A 19,747-nucleotide genomic window follows, 5' to 3' on the forward strand; every position below is an offset into this window, starting at 1 on the left:
GGCTTCGGGTAACTACCGGGGGCCGGAATATTCGTTTTCCGCGCTCTGCCACCTTTCGTTTCTTAGCCCCGTCGCCGTGTCGTCCGTTCGCCCCAGTATGCGCGTGTTGCGCTGGTTTATGAGCCCGTTTTTCGGGCAGGAGCGGAGCTATTGGCGGGCCGTGACGGCGTGTTTTCTGGTGGCCAGCACGTTCTGGCTTCTGAACGCGCTCAACAAAACCTACACCACCCGCATCACCTATCCGCTGGCCTGCCGCTACGACGACGCCCGGTTTGTGCCGGTGCAGCCGCTGCCCCAGGAGGTGGCCCTGAACGTAACCGGCCGAGGCTGGAAGCTGCTGCGCCGCCAGCTGGCCTTCGATGTGAAGCCCGCCGAGCTGCTGCTACGTGGCCCCGCCACCCGCTACCTCACCGTCAATGCGTTGCGGCCCGCCTTGCAGCAAGCCATGGATGGGTTGCAGTTCAACTACCTGCTGGCCGATACACTCTGGGTTGACCTTGACCGGCTGGTGAGCCGCCGCCTGCCGCTGGCCCTGAGCCCGGCCACCGATGGCGCGGCGCTGCCCTATGAGGCCCGCTTCGAGCCGGCCGAAGTTACATTCAGGGGGCCTGCCAGCAAGGTGGAAAACCTGCCCGATCCTTACCCGGTGCACCTGCCCCAGGCCCCGGCTGGCTCCACCGACGGCGACATCCAGGTGCCCATCGGTGGGCCCGAGCTGGTGCGTACCAACGTGCAGGACGTGCGCGTACGCCTCGTGCGCCGCCCCGTAGTAACGCTGCCCGTTGATGTGGTGCCCGAGCTGCTCGACGCGCCTGCGGGCCGCCAGTTTCACCTTACCCCGGCTACCGTCCGGGTGCGCCTGCAGTTCTTCCCCGAAGACACGGCGGGCTTTCGTCCCGAGCAGGTGCGGGTGCAGCTCCACTACGGCCAGTTCCTCAGTCCCACCGACTCCATCATTCGGCCATTTCTATCCGAAAAACCGCCCCAGGTTCGCGGCTACCTGGTCCTGACCCGGGGCGTGCGCGTGCGAAGCAAGTGAGTTTGGGTGGGCTGCGTTTTGGGCGTTAATCCAGAGCGAAGCCTACTAGAAACCACCCACCAAAAACTAATCAGATGCTTAAAATCGGAATTACGGGCGGAATCGGTTCGGGCAAGAGCATTGTGGGGCGGCTGTTTCGGGTGCTGGGCGTCCCGCTCTACGATTCCGACAGCCGGGCCAAGGCCATGATGGCTCACGACCCGCAGCTACGGCAGGAACTAACGGCTGCCTTCGGCCCCGAAACTTTCGATGCTGCCGGCTGCCTCGACCGCGCCTATTTGGCCCGCGTCGCCTTTTCCGACTCTGCCCAGCTGGCTCGCCTTAACGCCCTGGTGCATCCGCACGTGGGTCGCGACTTCGCCGCCTGGGCCACGGCCCGCCAGGCCGAGGGCCACACCTACGTGCTCAAGGAAGCCGCGTTGCTCTACGAGTCGGGAGCCGACCGCCAACTCGACCGTATCATCACCGTATTCGCGCCCCAGCCCCTGCGCCAGGCCCGGGTGCTACGCCGCGACCCCCACCGCACGGCCCAGGATGTGCTCACCATCATCGGCAAGCAGCTCAGCGAGGAAGAAAAGCTGGCCCGCGCCAACTACGTGGTGCGCAACGACGACGAGCACTTGCTCATCCCGCAGGTGCTACGGCTGGATGAGGAGTTAAAGCAGCTGGCAGGGCAGGCAGGATAGAGAAACGGTCATGCTGAGCGAAGCCAGGGTAGCCAGGGTAGAGATTCTTCGACTGCGGCTGCGCCTTCGCTCAGCATAACTTTCTCTTTTACCGAATAATCGGGCTGCGTTCGAACTCCCGTTCCCGATCGAATAAATACCGGTAGGTGACGTGGGTTTTAAAAATGCGCGCCCCGATGGAGCGCGTGACGGCCAGCATCCGGGGGTTGAAATCCCCAATCCAGTTCATCTCGATATCCTGGTAGCCGGCGCGCATGAATTCGGCGCGGGCGTGCACCATCAGGGCACTCTCAACGCCCTGGCCCTGCCAGGCGGGTACCACGCCGAAGATGACGCCGAACATCTTTTTATCGGACCGCGCCTGGTATTTACGCTTTTCCCAAAGAAAGCGCAGCTTGCTGAGCAGTCCGAAACGGGGGCTGACGTGCTTAAAAAGCTGGTTTAGCTCGGGTAAGCTCACGAAGAAAGCTACGGGCTCATCGTGGTGGTAAGCAAACCAGAGCAGGCGCTCATCGAGCACCGGCTGCATCTGCTTCACCAAGTCGCGGGCCTTATCTAGGCTCATGGGGCTGATGCCGCTGTGGTTGGCCCAGGCCAGGTTATAGACGTGGTGGAAATCGTGGGCTAGCTTCTCGGCATTGCGCTTGCGGGCGTGCTCGAACCGAAACGTGGGGTACTGTTGGGCGTACTTGTCGAAGGCCTTGTAAAACGCTTGGTGCAGGGGCGCGGCTACCTCACGGTAGCAGGTGTATTGGCGGAAATATATCTCGAAGCCATACTGCTCGAACAACTGCTGGTAGTAAGGCTGGTGGAAGAACATGCCGTAGTTGGGCTCGGTGAAGCCATCGGTGAGCAGGCCCCAGAACCGGTCCCGCTCACCAAAGTTGATGGGGCCGTCCATGGCGGCCAGGCCCCGGGAGGCCAGCCATTGGTGGCAGGCCTCAAACAGGATATTGGCAGCGGTCTGGTCGTCTTCGCACTCAAAAAAGCCCATGCCACCCACTCGCAGCGTTGGGTCAGACTGGGGTGCCTCGTGGTTGATGAAGGCTGCCACCCGCCCGATAGTCGTGCCGGCCTCGTCGGTGAGCACCCAGCGGATGGCCTCGCCGTGGGCGAAATTCGGATTTTTGGCTGGGTCGAACACGGCTTCAATTTCCGGGTCGAGGGGCGAAATCCACTGGGGCTGGTTTTGGTAAAGGCGGGCCGGCAGGTCGAGAAACTGGCGAACGAGGGCGGGGGAAGTAACTTCGAGCAGCAGAGGCATACGGAACGAATAAGGGCGACAAACCAGGCCGGAGCCGCAGTGGGCGGCAAGTTACGGCAGTTTGGCCGGCCTGGGCCAGGTGGTGGTGTAGAGCACCGAAAGAATGGTCAGCCCGTCAGCCCGCACGGCGTAAACCTCGCGGCCCAACGCCGCTGGGGGCGGCCCCGCCCACCGTCGGTACCCGAACAAGTGGTAACGGCCGGGCCCTGGCGGCACCAGATGGATGCGCCGTTGGTCGGCGGGCGGTAGCCAGACCAAGTTGTTGACGAAGGGCCGCTGCTCGGCTGCGGCCACGTAAATGGGCCCGGTTGGGTGGCGGCGCACCAGGTATTCCAGCCCCTGCCGGTATGCCAGCCCCCAGTAGTCGCGCTCGAAGCCATACGCCACCTGCCGGGGCGTCAGGAAGCTGAAATACACCTGCTGGTAAGGGTGCATCCGCACCATCCGGCCGGCTGTTACGGCCATTTCCAACCCAGTCAGCAGCCCCAGCACTACCAGCACTGGCCGCCCCCAGCGGTGCAGCTTCCCCCAGGCCCAAAGCTGCCGCCCTGCCGAGACGGCTAGGAGCAGCAACGCCGGATACGTGAAATACAAGTGCCGCCAGCCGTCGTAAATAACGGAGTGCAGGCCAATAACCAGTAGAAAAGGGAGCAGCAGCCAGCCTCCGAACAGCAGATCGAGGCGTCCGTCGAGCGTCCGCAGGCGGGCCAATGGTCGGCGCAGCAGTCGGCCCGCGGCCAAGCCCAGGCCCAGCAGTGCCCCCACCGAGTAGGCTACTGGGGTCGTTATCAGCAGCCAAACGGGCGCATAGTGCCAGGGCAGGTGCTGGGCCGCCACCAACTGGCCTCCATATAGTACCACACCCTGCCATTTGGCGTAGTGGCTCAGGTTGTAAAAGGCCGTCAGGAAGTGGTGAAATGGAGCCGCCCACAAGTAGGGCCAGCCTGCTACGGTAGCTCCGGCGGCAGCCAGCAGGTAGGTGCCCGCAGCACCGGTTACGCGCCAAGCGCCGCCAGCTGGCCGGGTGGGTAGCAGGATTTCCAGCCCCAGCATGGCCAGCGTGAAAGGCACCAGCAACACCCCCATCAGCCGTAGGTCGGTGGCGACGGCCGTGGCCAAGCCGTGCACGAGGGCGCGGCCGAGGGTAGGACGCTTCAGCAGGCGGGCCAGCGTGTACATGCCCACCGTAAAGGCCGCCAGAAACCCCACGTCTTTGGTATTGTAGAAGGATTCGGCGAACAGGCGGGGCGAAAGCACGAACAGCACTACTGGCAACAGCGCCAGGTAAGCGTCGCGCAGCCTGATTCGGGCCAGCCCGTAAAGCGCCCACAATCCACCCATGCTAAGCAGCAGGGTAATTCCGTGGCGCACGAGGTAGTAAGTGTGGTTGACCTGCTCGCCGGGTAGGCCCAAGGTGAAGCGCGCCACCAACGCCATGGGCAACTCGAACAGCACCCCGTGGTCGCTATCAATGTGCTGGGCTAGGTCGATGGGCTTGCGCCCCAGAGCCAGATCGGCCAGATAGCGCAAGCTTACCAGCCCGTTGCGGTAGTCGACCGGCTCATCCCACGATACCCCGTAGTCGGCCACCAGCGTGCTGCCTGCCAGCAACAGCAGCCCGAAAAAGAGCCCGATCAACCAGGAACGACGAACCTCGGCCCGCATCACTGGGAAAAAGGAGAAACGAGCACAGGCGGCGACTCTGTCGGCGAGTTGGGCTGCCGCAGGTGCCGGACCCGCGACGGTACTTCCGTTTCAGGAAGACGAGCCGGCGGCGCAGCCACCTTAGCCCGCCGGAACACCGACAGTACTTTCAGCCCGCCCGCCCGGATGACGTACACTTCGGCCCCCAGCGAATCGCGGTACGATTGGGGGTGCCACCGGTAATTGGTGAGGTAGTAACGGGCGGCGGGCGTATGCACGTACTGGAGCCGGGTGCGGGCGTCGGGCTGAATGATGAGCGAATTGTTGTAGAGCGGGTAGTGCCAGAACGTGTTCACGGTGAGCGTAGGGGCCGCGTCATGAGTAGTTATCCACTCCAGCCCCTGCCGGAAACTCAGCCCCCAATAGTCGCGCTCGAACAGGCGCTCGGCTACGGAGCCGGGCAGAAAGCTAAAGTACACGTTGCCGTGCGGATGCATTTGCACTTGCCGCACCACTGTGTGGCCCGTTTCGAACAGGGCCAGGGCCAGCGCCAGCCGGGCCACCAGCCGGCCCTGGCTGGCCGCTGGCTTCCGGCTCCAGCGCAGCAGCGCCCGCGCCCCGTAGGTGGCCCACAGCAGCAAGGCCGGGTAAATGAAGTAGAGGTGGCGCCAGCTTTCGTACACCACAGCGTGGGTGCCAATAACCACCAGCACCGGGGCCAGCAGCCAAGCTGCTACCAGCACCACCGTGCGCCCGGCTGGAGCCGCCAGCGTCGCTCGCCCGCCCCGCCGGAGCGCCAGCGCGGCCGCACTCAGCAGGCCCACAGTCGCCCCCAACGAGTAGGGCAGCGGAATCGTGACCAGCATCCAGACCGGGATATAGTGCCAGGGTAACTGTTGTACCGTCAGGAACTGGCCCAGGTAGAAGTTGGTGAACGGCCACGGGTAGTGCACGGCGTGGGAGCTGACGGCCAGCAGTTCGGACAGCGAGTGGGCCCACAGATAGGGCCAGCCCGCTACAATACCGGCCAGGGCAGCCACGGCGCTCAGCAACCCCAACCGCCCGTAGGCCGGGCGGGCAGCCCCAGGCTCAGGAACTTCAAACCAAGCGGTCAGTCCCAGCCCCAAAGCCGTAAACAACAGCAGTTGCAGGCCCTGCACCCGGATATCGACGGCCAGGGCTACGGCCAGCCCGTGCACCAACGCCCGGCCCGCGGTGGGGCGCTCCAGCAGCCGCAGCAGCGTGTGCATAGCCAGGGTAAAGCAGGCCATGTACACAATGTCTTTGCCGTTGTAGAAGGCCTCGGCGAAGAAGCGCGGCGAGGCTACCAGCAGCGCCGCCGCCAGCAGGCCCCAGCGCCAGTCGGCCAGCCAGCGCCGGCCCAGCTGGTAAAGCGCCCACACCCCTACCGCGAATACGCCAAATACCATTGTATGGCGCACCAGAAAGTAGGAACGCGAGTCGTGGTCGGTGAGGGCGTAGCTGACCACCACGGCGGCCATTTCGAATAGCGGCCCGTGGTGGGCATCCGGGAAGTCGCGGATGTCGGGCGTGGCCACAAAGGTGGGGTGGTGGCGTAGGCCTTCACCCACGGGCAGCAGGCTGGCCAGGTATTTCAGGTTGACTAGGCCGTTGAGGTGGTTGTTGGGCTCATCCCACGACACGCCGTAGTCGTTCACCAGCAATACCCCGGCCAGCAGCAGCAACCCAAAAAACAGGATTTCGGCCAGCCGCCGGCCCCGGGCTTCGGATGCCGCAACCAACGGCGCTGCAACGGGCGCGGCAGTAGAAGTAGATGGACTAAACATGCGGCACGAATAACGGCCAAAGCCGGCCTAAAACAAAAAAGGACTGCCCAAGCGGGCAGTCCTTTCGTTGTGTGGGAGATACTGGGTTCGAACCAGTGACCCTCTGCTTGTAAGGCAGATGCTCTGAACCAGCTGAGCTAATCTCCCGGGGGGTGAGCGTACTAAAGAAAAGTGGGAGATACTGGGTTCGAACCAGTGACCCTCTGCTTGTAAGGCAGATGCTCTGAACCAGCTGAGCTAATCTCCCGATGGGCGTATCCCGTTTGGGATGGCAAATATGGCGGGTCGTTTTCGAAAACGCAACTCTTTATCCCATCTTTGAGGCAGGAAATTTTTGTAATCCGCCCGCGAAACGTGGGAAAGAGCTGTGAGTCAGAAATTTCAGCTACATCAGGAAGGAAGTGCCGGTGCGTAGATTGGGTAAATATTTTTTGCTGACGCTGCTTTTTTTGGTCAGCACCGCCGCGTTGGGGCTGTGGTTGGGGCAGGACCGCATCATCGGCCTGTTCGTGGCCGGCCTCAACGAGCACCTCGCCGTGCCGGTGCGCGCCAGCCGCCTCGAAGTATCGGTGCTCGACCAGTTCCCGCGCCTTTCCATTACGCTGCACGATGTGGTGATGCAGGGTTCGGTGGCCGCCGATACGACCAAGCTGGTGCGGGCTCGCCGCCTGTTCTGCGCCTTCGACGCCCTCGATGTGCTGCGCGGCCGCTACCGCATCCGCCGCCTCACCCTCGCCGACGGCCAGCTCAACGTGCGCCGCGACGCGACCGGCCAGCCCAACTACCTCATCCTCAAACCCGACACGGCCGCTGCCGCCGACGAGCCCTTCGCGCTCGAACTGAAAGGCATCCGGCTGGAGCGCGTGCGGGCCACTTATGCCGACGCGGCCCGCCAGCAGTATTTCGCCCTGCAAACCCCCGACCTGCGGGCCGCCGTGAGCCTGGACGGCCCGCGCATCGACGTGTCCGCTACCGGGGCGGCCCACCTCGAAACCATCCGCCTGGGCTCCGATGACTACTTCCGGGCCAAAGACGTGCAACTGAACGTTCTGCTGCGCATTGACCGGGCGGAGCAGCTCGTCACCATCCGGCCCTCCGAAATCAAGGTGGGGCCGGCGGCTTATTCGGTGGCGGGTACGGTTGGGTATGCTGGGGCTCCGCAGCTAAACCTGACTGCGGCCGCCCGCCAGGCCAACCTGCGGGCAGTACTGGCGCTGTTGCCGCCCCGCCTCACGCAACGGGTGGCCGGCTACCGCAGTCGGGGGCAGGTGTATTTTGAGGGCACCGTGCGCGGCGAATGGTCAGCGGCCCGCAACCCGGCCGTGGAGGTGCGGTTCGGGTGCCGGGAAGCCTCGTTTTTTCATCCCGAATACCGCCAGCAAGTGGAGCACGTGAGCCTGACCGGCCGGTTTAGCAACGGGGTGGCCCACGAGGCGGCTTCGGCGGTGCTGGAGCTGAAAGCGGTGCGCGGGCAGCTGGCCGGCTGGCCCTTCAGTGGCGATTTACGGCTCGATAACCTGGCCCAGCCCGTTATCAACCTCAACCTGCAAGCCGAATTGGACGTAGCCCGGGCCCTGAAGTTCTTCCCGGTCGCGGCTATCCAGTCGGCGGCCGGGACGGCCAGCTTACGGCTGGCCCTGCACGGGCCGCTGGCCGCGTTGCGCCGCCGGCCCACCGCCCGGCAGGCCAGCGGCGAGTTGAGCCTGCGAGCCGTTACGCTCCGCTTGCGCGACCTGCGCCAGCCCTTTACTGGCCTCAGCGGCCAGCTCCGGCTAAGCGGCTCCGACGTAACCGTGCCCACCATGCAGGGCCGCCTGGGCAACTCCGACTTCCGGGGGCGCGGCACGGTGCGTAATGCCACCGGCTGGGCCTTGGGGCCGAACCAACCCCTGCGCATCGAGGCTACCATTGCCTCCCAGCTGCTCGATTTCAACCAGCTCCTGTACGCCTACCAACCGGCCGGCGGCGGTGGGGCGGCGGGTGCCTCCGGGACCAGCGGCGGCCTGCACGTGCCCGCCCGGCTGGTGCTCGACGTGCAAACCCAGGCCCGGCAGGTGCGCTACCGCCGGTTACGGGGCCGAAATCTGCGTGGCACATTACGACTGCAAAACCGGGTGTTCAGCTCGCCGGGCCTGGCCCTGAGGGCCGCCGGGGGGCAACTTAGTGTGCGCGGCACCGTGGATGCCCGCCAACCCCAGCTGCTGAAAGCCAGCACCGTGGCCAGCTGCCAGCAGGTGCCGCTGGACAGCTTGTTCTACGTGTTCGAAGATTTTGGCCAGCGGTTCATTACCAGCCGCCACCTGCGGGGCACGCTCACGGCCTCAGCCGAATCGGATACGTATTTTGATGGCCAGCTGAGCCCGCTGCCCGACCGGCTCGAAGCCCAGATAAAAGCCACCGTGCGCCAGGGCGAGCTGCTCAATTTCGAGCCCTTGCAGAAGCTGAGTCTGGTGGCCGACCGGGCCACGCTGCGCCATTTGCGCTTTGCCGAGCTGCACAACGATTTCTACATCCAGAGCCGCACGGTGTACATTCCGGAAATGGACATCCGCTCCAATGTGCGGGCCGCGGCCCTAATTCGCATCACCGGCACGCACACCTTCGACCAGCAGCTCGACTACCATGTGCGGATTCCGCTGCTACCGGGTCTGCTGCCGCGGGCCGCGGCCCGCGCCGATGGGCCCACGCTGGGGCTGGCCATCCGGGGCACCGAAAGCAACTTCACGGTGCGCTACGAAACGGCCCGCCCTGGGCGCCCGGCCGCGAGTCCGCCGGTAGCGGGGCCGTCGGCCGCGGCCGGCTCAGCCGAGTCGGCGCCGGTTGCGGCCCCCCGGCCCCGGCCGACGTGGGAGCTGAAAAAGCCGGTGAAAAAACCTGCCGAGCCTCAGCCAGGCGGTTATTTTGAATTCTGAGATGCCGCCGCTTTTACCGAGGCCAACCTCAACTGGCGCTGGTGCGTTAAGGGATGAAATTATTATCCACCTCCCTTTCCTTTCCTGAACATGAACGATTCACAACTGCTCGAGAACTACTCCGATCAGGAGAAAGCCGCTTACCTGAGCGTAATTGCTAGCTTGGCCTCGGCCGACCGGGAAGCCTCGGCCCCCGAAATCGAGTTTCTTCAGCAGCTCTCCCAACAGGCAGGCCTCAGCGGCGGCTCCACCCAGCAGGTGCTTTCGGCCGCCAAAGACTCGAACAACCAGAGCGTAAAAGCCAACCTCGACGCCCTGCGCAGCAGCGACCTGCGCTTCTCGCTCGTAACTGACCTCATCAGCTTCGCCCGCGCCGATGGCGCCTACTCCAACACCGAGGAGGAAATGGTGAACAAGATTTCCGGTTACCTCGGCATCAGCCAGCAACAGCAGCATACGCTGGAGCAGGTGGTAGACCAGGCCGCCAACGTGCCCCACGATGCCAGCGACCCGGCTAAGCAGAGCTTTCTGGGCGGCATCGGCGACAAGCTCGAAAGTGCCGGTATCCCCAAAAATGCCCTGATGGCTGGTCTGCTTGGCATTGTGGCCCCCATGGTGATTTCGAAAGTGATGGGTGGTGGTAACCGCAGCCAGGGCATGGGCGGCGGTGGCGGTATGCTGGGCGGCAGCATGGGTGGTTTGCTCGGCGGCGCGGCCCAGAGTGGCATGGGCGGTTTGCTTGGCGGCTTGCTCGGCGGCGGTCTGTTGAGCGGTGTAATGGGCGGCGGCAACCAGCAGCAGAGCCAGTACGGCAACTACCCCCAGCAAGGCACCCATACCGGCAGCGGCGGCCTCGGCTCGATAATGTCCATCCTCGGCGGACTTGGCGGCCAGCCTAACTCCCAGCCCCGCAGCTCCGGTGGCGGTGGCCTCGGCGGCCTGCTCGGCGGTGGCGGTATGGGCGGTCTGCTCGGCGGCCTGCTCGGTGGACGCTAGACCTGTTAGCTGAAAAAACGAAGAAGGCCCCGCACTCAGTTGAGTGCGGGGCCTTCTTTTTGTTGGATTATTAGGGCTTCCGAACCAAAGCTAACAGCTATAAGCTCAAGGAGGCCTCAGCTAGCAGCCCACTTTAAGAGCCGGCAATGGACTGGCCGCTGGCTTGCTGTTGGAGACTTTTGGGTAAATTGGTGTCGCCCGAGCCGGAACCCGAGAGGCGGGTCATGGTCGTATCCACGAAGTTGGCCCCAACTTCTTCCACCGCCGACACAATTTTAAAGTTGATTTCCTCCATCACGTCGAGGTACTCGTCGTAGCTGTCGGTGCGCACATAATACTGCACTCGTACGTCTTTGGAATTAGAGGTGAGCGAAGTGAATTTTACCTGCACATCGGGGTCGATGAGGCGATGATCCACGATGGCGGTGCGCATACGGTCGAGGATGCGGTGGAGCTGGTCGCTGGTGGTCATTTGGGTGAGCGACATCATGAAGAACACCCGGCGGGCAGTGCGGCGCGAGAGGTTGTCGAGAGGCTTGTCGATCATGGACTTGTTGGGCACCGTGACGTAGCTTTTCTCGACCGTGCGGATGCGGGTACTGCGAAAGCCGATTTTCTCCACCGAGCCCGTTAAATCGCCCACGCTCACCAAATCGCCCACCACAAAGGGTTGGTCGAGGAAGATGGTGAACGAGGCCAGCAGGTTTTCCAGGCTTTCCTTGGCGGCAAAGGCCACAGCCAGGCCACCAATGCCCAGGCCGCCCACGACGGCCGTAACGTCGACGTCGAACACCTTGCCCAGCACAATAAGGAAGGCCACGATGGCCACAAACAGCTTGATGAGGTCGCGGGCGAAGGGTACGAGCTGGTTGGTGAGCCGTGAGGGGTCGCGCAGGGCCCGGTTCATAAACACGAGCACCGCCAGATCGATCATGCGCAGGAAGATCCAGGTAACGCCCGTGACAAAGGCAATCTGGTAGACCCGGAAGGCAAACACCCCGTACCAGGGCGTGTGGCGGCCCAACTCGGCCGTGCGCACCGGAATGTCCATCACGGTGTAGGCAATGAACACCGTGATCAGGAAAATGACAATAGAAATGGGCTTGATAAGCAGATCGTGAAACTGTGTTTCAGTCACGTCCTTGTCCACCTTCCGCTTGAAGAACTGAAACAGCACTTTCGTCAGCAGGCGCGACACCAGATTTTTAAGTACGAAGCCAGCCAGCAAAATACCAGCGGCTATCAGGTATTCCTGCACCTCCACGCTAAGCAGGCGGTAATGAAGGATTTCTGAGAGAGACATAAACGCGATTGAAGAGGTAAAGGGGCAACAAACAAGCCGGCCGCCGACTGCCCCAACGAGCAGCAAGCAGACGGCTTGTTAGGGTTCTAACGCAAACAACTGCTTAGCGTTATGCTTGCCCTAGCCGCAAACACCAGGCCGGATGGGTAGCCCGGAAGCAGTTATACCAGTTGGCGCAAGGCCATTTCAAACGATTTCTGGGCCAGGTTGGTGGTGCCTTCGCCCTGGGCCCGGGTGCGGGCCAGAGCCGCCCGAATTACGCGCGAAGTATCCTCAAAAATGGCCTGGTCGGTGATTTCGGCGTTGGATTCCATCAGGTAGGCGAACACCCGGGCCATGCCGCAGTTGGCAATAAAATCGGGGATGACGCTGACGCGGGCATCGGCAAACTCGCCGGTGGGACCGAAGAAGATTTCGGGGTCCTGGAAGGGCACATTGGCGCCGCAGGAAATAACTTCGAGCCCACCGGCTACCAATGCCTCTATCTGCGCGCGGCTCACGAGCCGCGAAGCCGCGGCCGGGATAAAGATTTCGGCCCCGCTGCTCCAGATGCGCTGCTCCACTTCCTCGAACGAGAGCAGGTTATCGGCGGCCAGCTCGTTGCCCTTGCGGGTCAGGAACAGGGTCCGGATTTCCTCCAGCGAAAAGCCCTCCTCCTTGATCAGGCCGCCGGCCCGGTCGATGATGCCCGTAACGCGGGCACCCTGGCTGGCCAGGTAGTAGGCCGCCGCCGCGCCCACGTTCCCCCAGCCCTGAATAATGGCCCGCTTGCCGGCCACCGAGCGGCCGCCCCATAGCTCGTAGTAGTGGCGCACGGCCTCGGCCACACCGTAGCCGGTAATCAGGTCGGCCACGGTGTACTTGCGGCGCAGGTCGGGCGAATACGTGGCGTCTTCGAGCACTTTGACTACGCCCTGGCGCAGCTGGCCCAACTTCTGGATCTTCTGGGGCTCGGTGGCGTGGTAGTGCCCGTTCACGACGCCCTCCTGGGGGTGCCAGAGGCCATAGTCTTCGGTAATCGGAATCACATCGTGGATTTCGTCCACGTTCAGGTCGCCGCCGGTGCCGTAGTAGGCCTTCAGCAGCGGAATAACGGCCCGGTACCAGCGCTCCAGTACGCCGCGCTTGCGGGGGTCCTGGGGGTCGAAGTTGATGCCCGACTTGGCCCCGCCAATGGCCGGCCCCGATACGGTGAACTTCACCTCCATTGTTTTGGCCAGGCTTTCTACTTCGCGCTTATCGAGGCCCTTGCGCATGCGGGTGCCGCCGCCGGCCGCCCCGCCCCGCAGCGAGTTAATCACGACCCAGCCTTCGGCCTCCGTTTCGGCGTCCTGCCATTCAAATACAATTTCGGGACGCTTATTTTCAAACTTAGCCAGCAGCTCTTTCATAATCAGGACGCAGAAGGGATGGGAGTTGGGAATCTGGCCGCAAAGGTAGGTAAGCCCGGTGGCAAGACCCGGATGCGACCAGAAATTACCCAGCCTGGCTGGATGCTGGCCAGCTGGTGCCAGAGCGCGCTGCCACTGGCCGGCCAGTTGATTTTGCGGGCGGGCATATTGCCCCGGCGTAGTGGCCGAGAAGCTGGGCCACAAGCAATAGAAGAGGCCCCGGTGCCAGTTTTTTTTACCGGCTGGGATTTTAAAAGGAACTTTGCAACCCCTAAATATCGTATTAGCCCTATTCCCGCCTATCGTCCTGTAATACCACCGTTGCCACGATAAAATGAAACCATTACTCGCCCGAGTCGAATCGAAGAAAGTAGATAAAGCCGCCGCCATGCTTAAAGTGCTGGCCCACCCTAAACGGCTGGCTATTGTAGACCTGCTGGGTAAAGAGGACAAGATGACCGTTACGGAAATCTACCGTACCCTCGACCTGCCCCAGGCTATTGCCTCTCAGCATCTTATCACCCTCAAAGACCGCGGCATTCTGTCGTCGCTCAAAGTGGGTACTAAAATCTACTACTCCCTCTCCATCCCTAAGTTGCTCGACGTTATCGACTCGCTGGAAGACTGCTGCGAGGCCATTTAGCCCCGCGCCCTTTCCGGTGGTCATCGTCCCGGGCCCGCCCGACACCTTGTGTCGGGCGGGCCTTTTGGTGGGAGACTGGTTCCAAAACAAAACCCCGGATGCCGGGGCATCAGGGGTTGGAGTTGATTGGAAACGGTAGCCAGCTACTGCGTTCAGCTGAAATCGGGCTGGCGTTCGAGGTCGAACAGGTCGGTGAGCGTGTCGATGAGCTGGTCGGCCTCGCCGCGCTTGCAGGCGGCCTTGAGCTGGAGCACGGGCTGCTTAAGAATCTTCTGCATCAGCGCGCGGGTAATGCTGTCCAGGCGTTTGGCTTCTTCAGGGCTGAGCTTCTTCTGGTAGCGGTCCAGTTCTTCGAGGCGGATCTGCTCCAGCGCGTTTTTGAGCTTCTGGATGGTGGGCGACACCAGCATCTCCTTGGTCCAGTCCTGAAGGCCCATCATGCTTTCCTCGATGATGGCCCGCACATGGGGCACGGCCGCCAGGCGGCGCTCCAGCGCGGCCGAAGCCTTGCTCTGGATGGTATCGATGTTGTACACCAGCACGCCGGGCACCTGCTCCACGTCGGGCGCGATGCTGCGCGGCACCGAGAGGTCGATGAAGAACTTATAGCTCAGTACTTCCAGGTTAGCCACCAAGGCCCGCGTAAAGAACGGCTCGGCCCGGGCAATGCTGCTGATAACCACGTCGGCTTCTTTCAGGCCCTCGGCCAGTTCCTCGAAGTCGAGCATTTTGAGGCCGCATTCCTCGGCCAGCTCTTCGGCCTTGGTACGCGTGCGGTTGCAGATGGTAACGTCGGAGAACACCTTGCTGTCGCCGAAGTAGCGGCACACATCGGCCCCGATTTCCCCCAATCCCACCACCAGCACCCGGGGGTTGGCCACGTCGGCAGTCAGCTCCTCGACCAGCTCCAGGGTGGCATAAGCGGTGGAAGCCGCCCCGTCGCGGAAGGCAGTTTCCTGCTGTACGCGCTTGTTGGTAAAGAATACGGTGTGCAGCAGCCGGTGCAGAAAAGGCCCAGCCGCATCGGCATCGGCCGACCATTGGTAGGCCTGCTTCACCTGGTTGCTGATTTGCAGGTCGCCGACCACCTGGGCCTCCAAGCCCATGGCTACCTCGAACAGGTGGCGCACAGCCTCGATGTGCTCGTCGAGCACATCGAAGTAAGGGAAGTAGGTGCTGACGTCGGGCAGGTGCTTGAGTTTTCCCAGGGCCTCGATGATGGCCGGGCTCTGGTCGCGGGCGGCCGAGTAGTAGACCTCAGTGCGGTTGCAAGTGCTTAGCACCAGCAAATCGGACAAATCCAGCTCGTGGTGGAGGGTTTGCAAGAACTGCCGGCAAGCCGCTTCATCCAGCGCAATCAGCTCGCGAATGGCGAGCGGGGCTTTCTTGAAGGACAGGCTAACGGCTTTGAATGTATGGAGCATAGCAGGTGCTAGTGCGGAAATCAGGGGGCAAAAATACGATACAAATTGCTAGGGTAAAAACAGTTGAAAAGGGCAGGTGGTTCGGCTGCAAGTACTATTGCGCGCTAAATCCCCGTTAAAAGCCCACAAGGCCGTTTTCGGGCCTTTGAAACAGCTAAAAATGTTGGCACAGCCGTTGTGGTCGGCCTTCGGCGCGCCGCAGAACTGTATCTTCGGAGCCGGGGCGGCCGTATCCGGGGCAGCTCCTCTTATCTCGTTTCGCTGCCGTGCTTCCCACCATTCCCATCTACGATCAGAAGTCCCGCATCAAGCTCCTCATTGTGGCCGTGGCCCTGCTGATTGGGGCCGCTACCGTTATCTACACCAATATTCTGGTAGGGCAGCTCTCCGACCGCGAGCGGCAGCAAATCGACCTCTACGCCAAAACCCAGCGCTACATCATCAACACGGAGGAAGAGTCGAACCTGTCGTTTCTCTACGACGAAATCATCGAGGCCAACAAAACCATCCCCGTCATCATCACCGACGGCGACGACAACATCATCGACGCCCGCAACGTGAACGTGCCGAAAGGCGTGGCCGAGGCCGCGTCCATTAAGTTTCTGCGGGGCGAAATCGCCCAGATGAAAGCCCAGCACCCGCCCATCGTGATTGAAATAGGGGCCGGGCTACGCAACTACCTGTATTACAAAGAGTCGGCGCTGCTTACCCAGTTGCGCTACTACCCGCTGGTGCAGCTGGCCATTATCGGCTGCCTGGGCGTGATTGCCTATTTCGCCTTCAGCTACTCGCGGCGGGCCGAGCAAAACCGCGTGTGGGTGGGCCTGGCCAAGGAAACGGCCCACCAGCTGGGCACCCCGCTCAGCAGCCTCGTGGGCTGGCAGGAGTACCTGCGCGAATCGGAGCGGTTTCGGGGCGAGCCCATTGTGGAAGAGCTGGGCAAGGATATCCGGCGGCTCGAAATTATTACCGAGCGGTTCAGCAACATCGGCTCGGTGCCAGTGCTCAAGGATGAAAACATCCTGCGCGTGACCGAAAACGCCATTAGCTACCTGCAAAGCCGGGTGTCGAAGAAGGTAAGCTTCGAAGTGAAAACCGACCTACCCACCGATACGCCCGCCCAGGTCAATATCCCGCTCTTCGACTGGGTGATTGAGAACATCTGCAAGAACGCCGTGGACGCCATGGATGGTCGCGGCAGCATCGTGCTGCACCTGCGCCGCCCGGTGCGCGGCAGCAAGTCACAGATTGTCCTCGACATCACCGATACTGGCAAGGGCATATCTAAAAGCAAGATGCAGCGCGTGTTTCTGCCCGGCTACACCACCAAAAAGCGCGGCTGGGGCCTGGGCCTAGCCCTGGCCAAGCGCATTATCGAGAATTACCACAAAGGCCGCCTCTTCGTGAAGTGGAGCGAACCCGGTCGCGGCACCACGTTTCGGGTGATATTGAATGGATGAGTCTTTTCGCACTTCGCACCTCTCTGTACTTACTTCTTCTCCTCTTTCCCCCGATTCGTGATTTCTACGTAGCTGTTGCCCTTTACCGGCTGGCCGTTATAGGTGCCTTCGACCTGGCACATGCCCTCCCAGTAGTGCATTTTGATGCCGGCGAAAAGCTTGAGGGTTAGTTCCTGATCGGGCATGACGGGTGTGATGGTAAGGTCGTAACCCTGGCTGGGCACGCGCAGGCGCCACTTGTTGGGGTAGCGCAGCTTGGAGTGGGGGCTGGTCCAGTAGTCGAGGACTTCCAGCTGGAAATCCTCGGCGTTCAGGTGCTGGTTGGTCAGGTTGGGGCCGTAGTGAGTGCCGCCCGAAACGGTGCGGTTGGTGTTGCGGTCGAAGAGTTGGTAGGCCATAATTTCGGCCCGGGGCTCGTCGAGCTGCACTGAAAACCAGTCCCAGCCAATGCCCTTGTTGGTGACCGAGTTGCCGTTCCATTGGCGGTCGTACCACAGCTCGCCTTCCACCTCGCGCACTTTGCCGCCTATTTCGAGGGTGCCGGTAGTGGCCAGGCGCGGGTAGCTGTAGTAGCCGGCCTTGGCCACGTCGCCGTAGTTCTCGTAGCCGGTGCCACCGTGCAGCAGTACCGGTTTAGCGGGCGTAGTGGTTAGGTCGATGGCCTGGCCGGGGTGGGCGGCCATGCGGCCCTGCAAGTGGTAGCGGCCCTCTTGGCCGGTGAGGGTCCAGGTTTGGTCTTTTTTGCGGGCGCTCAGGTTCAGGGGCAGGGCCGAGGCCATCAGCTCGGGCAGGCGCGTGACTTTATAATCGTAGCGGAACTGCCGGGTTTGCGGGTCGGTGAGGGCAAAGTTCACCATCTGCCAGTCGCGCTTGCCGTTCAGGTTGAAATGGAAGAACACGTACTCGACCCCGAACGTCTCGCCGGTGGTCTTGTCGCGCAGGTGGCCAGTGAAGTACCACCATTCCAGGGAATTCTGCTGATGCACGGCTTCCTCCCGGGGCAGCTCGGCCCGCTCCGTGAATACATCGAATTTATTAGTGGGTTTGAGGGCGCAGCCCGAGGCCGCAAAAAGTAACAGAACAGTAGTCAGCAACAGATTTCTCATACTGCTGCCATAAGGGTTTCGGGGGGCGAAAGGTTTAGGCAAAAAGGCTTCTCAGTGAAGCGGCCGCACATCTGGCACTAGCCGAATGACCGGCTGTTCGACTAGCCGGGCATCGAGCCGCAGGTTTTGCCGAAGGAAGCCGATCTGGCCCGCCAAGATTTTTACCCGACCCCGACGCGACAAGTAGTGAGAAGGTACTGGCAGGCGGTAGCGACCACTCGCGTCGGTTTCTGTGCCTAGTTTTGTCTTCCAAATCATGAGCACCGCCCCCGGAAACGGTCGGCCCTGCTCATCCATCACCGCTCCGGTCAGCACGGCGGCGGCCGTGGCTTCATCGGGCACGATTGGAAACTGGCTACCGGGCAGCTCGTAAGCGGGCGTGGTAGCCGGAAGTGGGGCCGTTGCCGTTTGGGCTGAAGCTGACGAGGTGTTCAACAGAAGCCCAGTTGTCAGCAGGAGGAAGAACAGCACTTGCATAATGTTACTGAGGCTTGGTAGTGCGCTGTGGGGTGCAATAAGGGCTTTAACGATTCGTCTGCCGCCGAAACGGCCGCGTCAGGCGCTGCCAGAGGCCGCGGGGCGTATACCAACGGGCGGTGTCGGTATATACCACTTCGCCCATCAGCGTGTCATCCATCTTCATGTTCACTGACTTCACCGTAGAAGCTAGGCCGATTGGCTCAACAGTCATTTCGAAGCCGATGCTTGAAAATACCAGCTGCGGGCTGTGCAGGCTGGTCGGTACATCCAGCTCGTAGGTGCCGTCGGCCCGCGTGGAAGTGCCGTAATGGGTGCCCTCTACCAACACCGCTACGCCCGGCAACCCTAGGCCGGTACTGGCATCGGTTACGCGGCCCTGCACCACCCGAACCGGCAGTACGGCCTGGGGTTGCGTAGCCACTATGCCCATCGATAGGGTTTGCTCGGTGAGGGTTTGGGGGCGCGGTATCTGCGCAATGGCCGGCGCGGCAGCTCCCAGGCCCAGCAGTGCCAGCAGGGCCGCCAGGGTACGGGGCCAGCCCGTCGTGGCCCCCGTTGCCAGCGGCCGGTGCAGCTGCGGGGTCGCGAACCGACCACAGGTGGCGCCCGCAGCCTGGCGCGAGAGCCAGGCCACCACCTGGGCATCGGTCATGCAACTGAAATCGACCACCGTTTTGGCGCAGGCGGCGCAGTGGCGGCCCTGGGCGGCGGGCGTCATGGCGGCCCAGCTTTCGTGGCAGGGCTCGGGGATGGTGAGGGTGAGGGAATGGGGCATCAGGCAGCAGGTTGTCGTGAGTGTCTGCTGGATTGATGCCGGCCGGTGACCGATTCCACACGCGGCGCGGAAAATTCTGCTGATCCGTGCGGGCTGGGCTCGGTTACAGCGGCGGCTTCTGGGGCGGCTCGTGGGCCATTACTTTGCCCATAATCTGTCCCCGGCCAGGGACCGACTTCAGCCGCACCGTAAGCGGAGTCGGCGCGGGGGCCACCTCTACGCTCAAGGTCTGCGTCTTGAACACGAAGGGGCTGCCCGACACGCGCAAACTCACCACCCCGCCCTGGACCGGCGCCCACTGCTGCTGCATCGTAAAGCGGAAGTTGCCCTGCTCATCGGTAGTGGCCCCGTAGGGCGTGTCGCCGATAAATACCTCGGCCCCGGCTACTGCTTGGCCGGTAGAGTCGTCGAGCACCCGGCCGCGGATAGTTACTTGGCTTTGGGGCGCGGCGGCCAGTTCGTCGGCCTGCTCGGTGGGGCCGGTGGTAGCAGCATCGGCCCCAGACTGGGCAGTTTGGCAGGACGTGAGCAACGGCTTGAGGCTGAGCAGCGCCAGCCCCGTGAGCAGCCAACGCCGCCAGCGCGGAGCCGGAGCCGCTGCAACTGGAGCCGCGAACTGCCCGGCCCGGAAAAACCCGCAGACGCTAGCCGCGCCCGGCCGGGCCAGCCAGGTCCGCACCTCGGCTTCACTCATGGCCGAAAAATCCACGACCTCGTGCTGGCAGCTGCCGCAGAAGCGGCCGGCGTCGGTGGGCGTCATGGCGGCCCAGGGTTGGGGGCAGGGGGCAGGAACGGAGAAGGCAGACATAGCAGGAG

The 19,747-nt window shown here is 62.6% G+C and carries 16 protein-coding genes and 2 tRNA genes; 6 read left to right on the plus strand and 12 right to left on the minus strand.

The window, feature by feature from the left end; genetic code table 11:
* Positions 1-76 precede the first annotated feature (76 nt).
* Both CDA63_RS04700 and coaE read left to right on the plus strand, forming a co-directional pair.
* The gene (locus tag CDA63_RS04700) at positions 77-1,039 is read left to right on the plus strand and encodes a YbbR-like domain-containing protein (protein ID WP_126546733.1); all 963 of its coding nucleotides are present in this window, start codon (positions 77-79) and stop codon (positions 1,037-1,039) included.
* A gap of 74 nt (positions 1,040-1,113) precedes the next feature.
* Positions 1,114-1,725, plus strand: a complete 612-nt coding sequence (gene coaE, locus CDA63_RS04705) for a dephospho-CoA kinase (protein WP_088463294.1) — start codon at positions 1,114-1,116, stop codon at positions 1,723-1,725.
* An 88-nt stretch (positions 1,726-1,813) separates the two neighbouring features.
* Here coaE and CDA63_RS04710 read toward each other — a convergent pair whose 3' ends face one another.
* The 5 genes from CDA63_RS04710 to CDA63_RS04730 form a co-directional block, all read right to left on the minus strand.
* A complete protein-coding gene (locus CDA63_RS04710; RefSeq protein WP_088463295.1) occupies positions 1,814-2,989 on the minus strand; it encodes a GNAT family N-acetyltransferase in 1,176 nt (391 codons plus the stop codon).
* Positions 2,990-3,040: 51 nt separating this feature from the next.
* Complete coding sequence (locus CDA63_RS04715; protein ID WP_126546734.1) at positions 3,041-4,654, minus strand: ArnT family glycosyltransferase; 1,614 nt, start codon at positions 4,652-4,654, stop codon at positions 3,041-3,043.
* On the minus strand, positions 4,654-6,441 hold the full coding sequence (locus CDA63_RS04720; RefSeq protein ID WP_126546735.1) for a glycosyltransferase family 39 protein: 1,788 nt from the start codon (positions 6,439-6,441) through the stop codon (positions 4,654-4,656). The genes CDA63_RS04715 and CDA63_RS04720 overlap by 1 nt, the downstream gene beginning before the upstream one ends.
* 72 nt (positions 6,442-6,513) lie before the next feature.
* Positions 6,514-6,588 (minus strand) — tRNA-Val (locus CDA63_RS04725).
* 25 nt (positions 6,589-6,613) lie between these two features.
* Positions 6,614-6,688 (minus strand) — tRNA-Val (locus tag CDA63_RS04730).
* A gap of 184 nt (positions 6,689-6,872) precedes the next feature.
* Here CDA63_RS04730 and CDA63_RS04735 point away from each other — a divergent pair.
* Together CDA63_RS04735 and CDA63_RS04740 are read left to right on the plus strand one after the other, a co-directional pair.
* Positions 6,873-9,353, plus strand: coding sequence for an AsmA-like C-terminal region-containing protein (locus CDA63_RS04735; RefSeq protein ID WP_126546736.1), 2,481 nt, complete (start codon positions 6,873-6,875; stop codon positions 9,351-9,353).
* 90 nt (positions 9,354-9,443) lie between these two features.
* The gene (locus CDA63_RS04740; protein WP_088463299.1) at positions 9,444-10,349 is read left to right on the plus strand and encodes a TerB family tellurite resistance protein; all 906 of its coding nucleotides are present in this window, start codon (positions 9,444-9,446) and stop codon (positions 10,347-10,349) included.
* Between the two features lie 133 nt (positions 10,350-10,482).
* Here CDA63_RS04740 and CDA63_RS04745 read toward each other — a convergent pair whose 3' ends face one another.
* Both CDA63_RS04745 and CDA63_RS04750 read right to left on the minus strand, forming a co-directional pair.
* Complete coding sequence (locus tag CDA63_RS04745; RefSeq protein ID WP_088463300.1) at positions 10,483-11,652, minus strand: mechanosensitive ion channel family protein; 1,170 nt, start codon at positions 11,650-11,652, stop codon at positions 10,483-10,485.
* A gap of 161 nt (positions 11,653-11,813) precedes the next feature.
* A complete protein-coding gene (locus tag CDA63_RS04750) occupies positions 11,814-13,043 on the minus strand; it encodes a Glu/Leu/Phe/Val dehydrogenase dimerization domain-containing protein (protein ID WP_088463301.1) in 1,230 nt (409 codons plus the stop codon).
* A 334-nt stretch (positions 13,044-13,377) separates the two neighbouring features.
* On the opposite strand from CDA63_RS04750, the gene CDA63_RS04755 reads away from it, so the two are divergent.
* On the plus strand, positions 13,378-13,686 hold the full coding sequence (locus CDA63_RS04755) for an ArsR/SmtB family transcription factor (protein WP_088463302.1): 309 nt from the start codon (positions 13,378-13,380) through the stop codon (positions 13,684-13,686).
* 152 nt (positions 13,687-13,838) lie between these two features.
* Here CDA63_RS04755 and hemA read toward each other — a convergent pair whose 3' ends face one another.
* The gene (hemA, locus tag CDA63_RS04760; RefSeq protein ID WP_088463303.1) at positions 13,839-15,110 is read right to left on the minus strand and encodes a glutamyl-tRNA reductase; all 1,272 of its coding nucleotides are present in this window, start codon (positions 15,108-15,110) and stop codon (positions 13,839-13,841) included.
* A gap of 266 nt (positions 15,111-15,376) precedes the next feature.
* Here hemA and CDA63_RS04765 point away from each other — a divergent pair, with 266 nt between their 5' ends.
* Positions 15,377-16,570, plus strand: a complete 1,194-nt coding sequence (locus CDA63_RS04765; RefSeq protein WP_088463304.1) for a sensor histidine kinase — start codon at positions 15,377-15,379, stop codon at positions 16,568-16,570.
* Positions 16,571-16,599: 29 nt separating this feature from the next.
* Here CDA63_RS04765 and CDA63_RS04770 read toward each other — a convergent pair whose 3' ends face one another.
* The 4 genes from CDA63_RS04770 to CDA63_RS04785 all read right to left on the minus strand — a co-directional run bounded on the left by CDA63_RS04770 (position 16,600) and on the right by CDA63_RS04785 (position 19,739).
* Positions 16,600-17,676, minus strand: a complete 1,077-nt coding sequence (locus CDA63_RS04770) for a lipocalin family protein (RefSeq protein WP_088463305.1) — start codon at positions 17,674-17,676, stop codon at positions 16,600-16,602.
* Between the two features lie 51 nt (positions 17,677-17,727).
* Positions 17,728-18,111, minus strand: a complete 384-nt coding sequence (locus CDA63_RS04775; protein WP_126546737.1) for a peptidase associated/transthyretin-like domain-containing protein — start codon at positions 18,109-18,111, stop codon at positions 17,728-17,730.
* An 88-nt stretch (positions 18,112-18,199) separates the two neighbouring features.
* Complete coding sequence (locus tag CDA63_RS21240) at positions 18,200-18,931, minus strand: carboxypeptidase-like regulatory domain-containing protein (RefSeq protein WP_088463307.1); 732 nt, start codon at positions 18,929-18,931, stop codon at positions 18,200-18,202.
* Positions 18,932-19,034: 103 nt separating this feature from the next.
* Positions 19,035-19,739, minus strand: a complete 705-nt coding sequence (locus tag CDA63_RS04785) for a carboxypeptidase regulatory-like domain-containing protein (RefSeq protein WP_088463308.1) — start codon at positions 19,737-19,739, stop codon at positions 19,035-19,037.
* Positions 19,740-19,747: the final 8 nt, after the last annotated feature.

Origin of the sequence: Hymenobacter amundsenii (genome assembly GCF_002204745.1) — a bacterium.
In the GTDB taxonomy this organism is placed as follows: Bacteria; Bacteroidota; Bacteroidia; order Cytophagales; family Hymenobacteraceae; genus Hymenobacter; species Hymenobacter amundsenii.